The sequence below is a fragment of the Flavobacterium sp. genome (assembly GCF_027483985.1).
Taxonomy (GTDB): domain Bacteria; phylum Bacteroidota; class Bacteroidia; order Flavobacteriales; family Flavobacteriaceae; genus Flavobacterium.
In genome coordinates, this window is record NZ_JAIXTJ010000008.1 from 101236 (window position 1) to 108875 (window position 7640).

The following is a 7640-nucleotide window of genomic DNA, read 5'->3' on the forward strand; positions in this document are numbered from 1 at the left end:
ATTTTGCTTTTTCGCAAACTATAATGAAAGGTCAAGTTATTGATTATGATACTACTGTACCAATAGCTTTTGCAAAAATAACTTATAACAATAAAACCATAACTTCCAATTGGGAAGGCAAATTCAACCTTGAAATTAAAGACGACAAAAAACCAATAGTCATCTCTTATAAAGGTTATTATGATAAAAACTACTATTTAACAGTTGGCGCAAAATTTCTTTTAATAAAAATGGTGAATAACAACACCATGAAAGAAAAAGAAATTTTTTCAGAAAATCAGGTAAATCTTATCATTAAAAAAGTTATTGAAAACAAGAAAAACAACCAACCTGAAAAAGCTTTAAATACTTTTGAATATAAAAATTACGAACATTTATTAGTAACGGCTAATCCCGATTCTATTTCAAACAAAATTGATACAATCTACAAAAAGTCACTTTTTGGCAAAAAGAAAATGCAATTTGACTCAACCAATTATAAGTTTAAAAAACTCGTAGAAAAACAACATATCTATCAAACCGAAAAAGTTAATTTACTTCAGCACAATAATTATGGTACCAAAGAAACCGTAATTGCATCAAGAATGGCAGGTTTCAAAAAACCTCTTTACGAATATTTAGGACTTAATTTAGTTTCTTACTCCTTATATGAAAACAGCTTAGAAATTTTAGAAATTCCAATTCGGAATCCGATTTCGAACTATGGAAGAAAATTATTTGTTTTCAAAATCATTGATACTGTAAAAATTCAAAATCGAACCGTTTACCGAATTTATTTTCAACCTAAAAAATTAAATTCAGATAAGCTTCGTGGTTTGTTATATGTTGACGCTGAAAATTTTGCCATCGCAAAAGCATTCTACCGAATTTATGGAATTATAAACATCAATGCAACTTATACTTTTAATTATCTAAAAGATCACAAAGTATGGTTTCCGGAAAAAAGAAAATTTATTGTTGTAAAAGGAAATAATAGCGAAGATTTAAAAGTATTAGGTGGCACTATTAAATTTAATTCTAGTATCGAAGGACTTCAAAAAGATGCCACCGATCAAATGTATCTTAAGCTAGAATCAACACCTTATGATATTAAAATAAATGAAGCTGTTGCATTTAAAACACCAAGTATAAAAATTGATGTTCCTGACGCAAGTATGTCAAAACCTGATTCTTATTGGCAATCGTTAAAAAAAGACACTTTAGACCGAAGAAAACTGCGCACGTATACCAATCTAGACAGCTTGTCGTTGGCCGAAAATATTGAAGAAAAAATATTTTTAGGCAAAAAAATAATCAATGGTTATGTACCTGTGAGTTTTATAGATATTGATTTAAAAACCTTAGTTAAATACAACAATTATGAAGGATTTAGACTTGGAATTGGCGGTACAACTAACAACAAATTATCCAATAAATACAAAATCAACGGTTATGTTGCCTACGGATTTAAAGATGACAAATTAAAATACGGAATAACGCCTTCATATCTATTAAACAAAGAAACCAATACCTGGTTAAGCGCTTCTTATGTCGAAGATTTAAGTGAAATTGGTCAAATTCAATTTGCTACACAAACACGCCGTTTCAAAATTTATGATCCGCGACCAATTAATATTTCAACTTTTTATAGTAACAAAACCTATGCATCGTTTATAGAAAGTAAGTATGTTCCGAAAACCGAAATTTATTTTGGGCTTGCACGATCGGAAGTCCAACCGCTTTTTGATTATACGTTCAATACCAATGATAAATCGTATGCTGAATATAAGATGACAACAGCGCAGTTTGCCATTCAATGGAATCCGTTTAGTAGTTACATGCAAACTTCTTCAGGACGACTAGAAATCGAGAAAAGGTTCCCCAAATTCTCTTTTCAGTTTACAAAATCATTTGAAAATATTCTAGACAGCGATTTTGATTTTTCAAAAATTGATTTGCGAATAACACACGAAATACCTTATCTATCAGGACAAAATACTTCGTTAATTTTTCAAAGCGGATTTGCCTTTGGAGACGTTCCTTTAACGCATTTATACAGTATTGCACCCAACAATTTAAATCGTGAAACATTGTTTAAACGAATTACATTTGCCGGAAAAAACAGTTTTGAAACAATGTTTTTTAATGAATTTTTCTCTAGCAAATATGTGAGTTTTCACGTAAAACATACGTTCAATAAAGTTAGATTAGCTTATAAAATTAAACCATTAATTTCAGTCGTAACAAGAATGGCTTGGGGCGAAATGGATAAACCAGAACAACACATTGGCTTAAAATACAAAACGATGGAGCGAGGTTTTTTTGAAAGTGGCGTTGAAGTCAACCAAATTTTCAAAGGATTTGGATTGACCTTTTTTATGAGATATGGTCCAAATGCTTTACCAAAATTTGAAGATAATTTTGCTTTAAAATTGAGCTATGTTTTGGATTTAGGGTTTTAGTTTCAAGGCTTAATAATCAAAACCGACGGAATATTACTTAACCAAACACTTTCAGAATCTACTAAATTTTTCCAACTTTCAAGTGATATCATCATCATGTCTTGTTGTAAAAGAAAACCAGCTTTCATTTGAGTTTCATCAATAGTTGTAATTCTATCTACAAAAGAATTTTGAAGCGTACTTATAGCATTTTCAATAACAAAATTATTTTTAACCTGATTGTTAATGTCTAAAATAGTGATTTTGGTATCGTTGTTATAAATTAATTTTTGAGAATATTCCATCAAAAAAGCATCTTCTGAACCAAATATTGGAACAAATACATTTTCAACTTTTACTAAATCTTTATCAATTAAAATACCAAGTGGTTTTTTAGTTTTAGAAATCACTAAACGTGTTCGATCATCAAATGGTGAATTGACAAACAAACCTTCTTTTCCGGTAAATTTATCTAATAATCGGTCAGGGTTTATAAGTCGTGTGGTAAATCCTAAAACTTTTCCTAGAAACGAACCTTCAAAAATTGATTTTCCTAAACCAACTAGTACCAAATCATATTCTCCTCTAACGGCAATATCAGCGATATCATTCTCAATATCTATAGTAGATTTAAATATCGTGGTTAATTTTTGATTCAACACCTGTGATTCTTCAAGTATTGGTTCAAAAGTTTCTTTTTCATATTCTTCTAGGTTGTAAGAATGCACCTCATCACTCAAAGACAAATGCAAAGCAGTAACATTGCAATTCTCTTTCTGCTTTTTGACAAAACTATTGGCCAAACGAAGAAGCGATTTTCCTTTTTCATTATTCCCGAAAGAAATTAATATTTTAAAATTACTGTTACTAATCTCGGTAGGAATAATAACTTCTCTTCGCTTAAAAATATAATTAATAAAATCAATTGCTGGTCCAGTCATAAAGGTTGTAAACAAGGCCATTATCACCATCATTGTAAAAACTTCCGCAGAAAGCACACCTAAGTCGTAGCCAATATTAAGTACAACTAATTCCATCAATCCACGAGTATTCATCAAGGCACCAATTGTTAAACTATCACGCCAATTTTGCCCCACGAATTTTGCTGCAAGAGCACTACCCACAAATTTTCCGACAACCGCCACAAGGATAATTAAGCCAGTAACTTTCCATAAATAAATGTCATTTATCAAACCTATTTGTGTGCGCAAACCGGTAAAAACAAAAAATAATGGAAGTAATAAAATCAGTGCTACATCTTCAACTTTTTCAATAAATATTTTTCTGATATTGATGATGTCTGGCATAATTGCACCAGTCATAAAAGCTCCGAAAAGTGCATGAATTCCGATAATTTCAGTTAAATAAGATGAAATTATTAAGGTCAGCAAAAATATGGCAACAACAGGTTTGCTTAAATTATCTCTGGTAGCATATAAGTCTCCAATCTTTTTCAAGAATGGTTTCACCAAGAAAAGCATCATTAACACATAAAAAGTCGCTAATAAAATGATGTATAACGAACTCACAAATGTTCCTGCTTTTACAATGGCTATAACTGCTGCAAGCAAACACCAAGCTGTGATATCGTCGGCTGCAGCACAGGTTATAACGATGGTTCCGAGTTTGGTTTTGTGAATTCCTCGTTCTTGAACAATTCTTGCCAAAACCGGAAACGCCGTGATACTCATAGCAATTCCCATAAACAAACTGAAAGATAGAAATTCAACGCCTTCGGGCGCAAATTTATAATAAATAAAATAAGACAATCCTATTCCTAAGGCAAACGGAAATACAATACTTGCGTGACTAATAACTACTGCGTCGTTCGCTTTGTTTTTTAATACTTTTAAATCCAATTCCATTCCAATCACGAACATAAAAAGAATCAAACCTATCTGACTTAAGAATTGTAAATTACCTAATGACTCTTTCGGAAAAAGCAGTGACGAATATTCAGGAAAATACATTCCAACAACAGATGGACCGAGAAAGATTCCGGCAATAATCTCACCAATAACGCTAGGTTGACCAATTTTTCTAAAAATCCATCCGAAAAAACGAGCCACAATGATAATGGTAATAATCTGCAACAACAAGATAGCCAATGGATGTTCAAGATTGTGTATCAATGAATTAAGAAACTGACCAAAAAAAGTATCATTTGACGTTTTGGTAATCACATCGCGACCAATTTCCAAATCTTTTCCTTTGGTGACAATCCAAAACATTAGCGCTATAAAACCGCCCGTTACACCAATGTAGAATATTCCATTTTTAAATTTCTTCATCTTAAAAAACACTTTTTTCCACTACAAATATGAGAAAACTTAATTATAAATTGGCGCAATATTATAAAATTAATATAAATTTTAAATCCCTGCTTTTCTAGTTAAATTTAAGCATAAAAGATAGCATTAAATTCTTTAAGTCCAAGCGGTTTTCACTACCTTTGCACTCGTTTTAAAATTTCAAATGAAAAAGTTATTAGGTATTGGTTTTTGGGAATTAATTGCCCGAATTATCCTTAGAAATAGAATTTTACTCTTGTGTCTAGTTGTATTGTTTACAATGCTAATGGCATTTCAGTGGAAGAATTTGAAATTTACTCAAACTGAAGCCAACTTAATTCCTGCTGATGACAAAGTAAATGTTGACTATAATACGTTCCTTAAAAACTTTGGTGAAGAGGGAAACCTTATTGTTATTGCCACAAAAGACAAAAAATTATTCACTCCCGACATTTATAAAAAATGGAGCGAATTGATGCACAAAATCAAATCTGATAAAGAAATTGATTTAGTGATTACCGTTGATAACCTTCAAAAACTCAGTAAAAACAATGCTTCACAAACCTTTGAACTCAAACCTTTAGTAGATCAATCTAAAACGCTTGACGAAAATTATTTAAAACAAATCAAAGCTGAATTGTTTAACAAAATGCCTTTTTATGAAGGATTGTTGTTCAATAAAAAATCAGGCGCTATTCGTTCAGCTATTTATTTAGATAAAAAAATCGTAAATACTATTGCAAGAAAAGAATACATCTTAAAAAAGTTTATACCTGAAATCGATAAATTCGAAAAAGAAACTGGAATTGACCTTCGCACTTCAGGAATGCCTTATATTAGAACACTAAACGCAAAAACAATTGTAGACGAAATCGGAATATTTATTGGAGCTGCATTGCTAATCACTTCTTTAATTTTCTTCTTCTTCTTTCGTTCGTTTAGGGCAACTTTAATTTCGCTCCTTATAGTAATAATCGGTGTAATGTGGTCTTTCGGCATCATTGCGCTTTTCGGATATGAAATCACCGTTTTAACTGCTTTAGTACCAACATTGGTAATTGTAATCGGAATTCCGAACTGTATTTTTCTAATAAATAAATACCATCAAGAATATCAAAAACACCACAATAAAGCCAAAGCACTGCAACGCGTTATTACAAAAACCGGAACAGCAACGTTGATGACCAATTTAACGACTGCTTTTGGTTTTGCTACTTTTATTGCTACAAACAACACCTTATTGTCAGAGTTTGGTGTGGTTACTTCTATCAATATTATTGCAATTTATTTGCTTTGCTTAATCGTAATTCCGATTTTCTTTAGTTACATTCCTGCGCCAATTCCAAGACATTTAGGACATTTAGAAAGAGAGTATCTCACCTCGTTTATGAACTGGATTGTTCGCACAGTAAAATTCAATCGCGTTGGAGTTTATGTAACGGCGGTAATTCTTCTTGTGTTTGGAATCATAGGAATTTATGAAATAAGAATTTCGGGAAGTATTATTGAAGATATGCCTAAAAAAACGGCCTTCTTTGATGACATTCGTTTCTTCGAAAAAGAATTTGATGGTGTAATGCCATTAGAAATAATGATTGACACCAAAAAGAAAAATGGTGCTATGAAATTGACCAATTTGCGAAGAATGGAAGATTTAGAAGAAACCATAACTGACATTCCTGAACTCTCTAAACCATTGTCAATCGTTAATGTTGCCAAAAGTTTTAATCAAGCTTACTACAACGGAAATCCAGAATTTTACTCGTTGCCTTCACCAAATGAAGAGTTTGCATTGTTGCCTTACATAAAAAATTCGTTAAAAAATTCGAAAGACAATCAACTGAAAAGTTATATTTCTAATGATGGAAGTATTGCTCGAATCACCACTTTTATTAAAGATGAAAATGGTGAAAAAATGAAATCAATCGAGGCACAACTTCGAAACAAAATCAATAAAATATTTCCGTCACCAAAATATGAGGTTATTATCACCGGAAAAGCTTTGGTTTTTCAAAAAGGAACTAAATATTTATTAGATAATTTGTTGTCATCATTATTGTTCGCATTTTTAATCACAGCAGGTTTAGTTGCCATAATGTTCCGCTCGTTTAAAATGGTTTTGGTTTCTATCATTCCAAATTTATTGCCACTGTTAATGACCGCTGGTTTGATGGGCTTTTTAGGAATTCCGTTAAAACCATCAACGATTTTGGTTTTTGGAATTGCTTTCGGAATGTCAGTTGATGACACCTTGAGATTCTTAGCACAATACCGCTTAGAACTTTCTAGAAACGATTGGAAAATAAAAAAATCGGTTTTTGCCACTTTCGACGATGCCGGAATCAGTATGTTTTATACATCAATTGTTTTGTTCTTTGGATTTTCCGTATTCATGTTATCAAGTTTTGGCGGAACCATTGCTCTTGGCGGATTGGTTGCTTTGACACTATTCTTCGGAATGTTATCTAATTTAGTTTTGCTTCCGTCATTAGTATTAACTTTGAACAAAACATTGGCAAACGAACAAGAATTGAAAACTCCAATAATTGATATTTTAGAGCACACCGACGAAGAATTAGACGAGTTAGAAAACAAAAATAAATAGTTTTTCAGGAGTTAATCTAAGTATCTGCTCTCTCATTTTCTTTTTGTAAAGAAAAAAATAAAAAGGTAAATGCGAAAGCAATTAGATATCTGGGCTAAATCAGTAGAATAATTTATATTTGCAATAAGATTCATATCTAATATTTAATATTTAAAATCTAATATTTATAATGAAACATACAAAAGTTAAAGACTTATTAAATAGTTCGAAAGCGAATTATGAAGTAAATGCAAAAGGTTGGGTTAGAACTTTTAGAAACAATCAATTTATAGCGTTGAACGATGGTTCGACAATTAATAATATTCAATGTGTAGTCGATTTTGA

General features: G+C 31.3%; 3 protein-coding genes and 1 pseudogene. 3 read left to right on the top strand and 1 reads right to left on the bottom strand.

Features of this window, described 5'->3' with window-relative positions; all coding sequences use genetic code 11:
- Window positions 1-23: 23 nt before the first annotated feature.
- The gene (locus Q0050_RS01245) at window positions 24-2441 is read left to right on the top strand and encodes a DUF5686 family protein (protein ID WP_298391860.1); all 2418 of its coding nucleotides are present in this window, start codon (window positions 24-26) and stop codon (window positions 2439-2441) included.
- 2 nt (window positions 2442-2443) lie between these two features.
- Here the strand turns inward: Q0050_RS01245 and Q0050_RS01250 are convergent, their stop codons facing one another.
- Entirely contained in the window at window positions 2444-4711 is a 2268-nt protein-coding gene (locus Q0050_RS01250) for a cation:proton antiporter (protein WP_298391862.1), read from the bottom strand.
- A 184-nt stretch (window positions 4712-4895) separates the two neighbouring features.
- Between Q0050_RS01250 and Q0050_RS01255 the strand changes: the two genes are divergently transcribed.
- Together Q0050_RS01255 and Q0050_RS01260 are read left to right on the top strand one after the other, a co-directional pair.
- Window positions 4896-7316 (top strand): MMPL family transporter, encoded by a 2421-nt coding sequence (locus Q0050_RS01255; RefSeq protein WP_298391864.1) that lies wholly within the window; start codon window positions 4896-4898, stop codon window positions 7314-7316.
- A gap of 169 nt (window positions 7317-7485) precedes the next feature.
- Window positions 7486-7640 (top strand): annotated as a pseudogene (locus tag Q0050_RS01260) (asparagine--tRNA ligase); the annotation flags it as partial.

What these genes read in the sequence shown, in the direction of transcription:
- Q0050_RS01245 (WP_298391860.1), top strand. Translation starts at nt 24, where the DNA reads ATGAAAGGTCAAGTTATTGATTATGATACTACTGTACCAATAGCTTTT.
- Q0050_RS01250 (WP_298391862.1), bottom strand. Translation starts at nt 4,711, where the DNA reads ATGAAGAAATTTAAAAATGGAATATTCTACATTGGTGTAACGGGCGGT.
- Q0050_RS01255 (WP_298391864.1), top strand. Translation starts at nt 4,896, where the DNA reads ATGAAAAAGTTATTAGGTATTGGTTTTTGGGAATTAATTGCCCGAATT.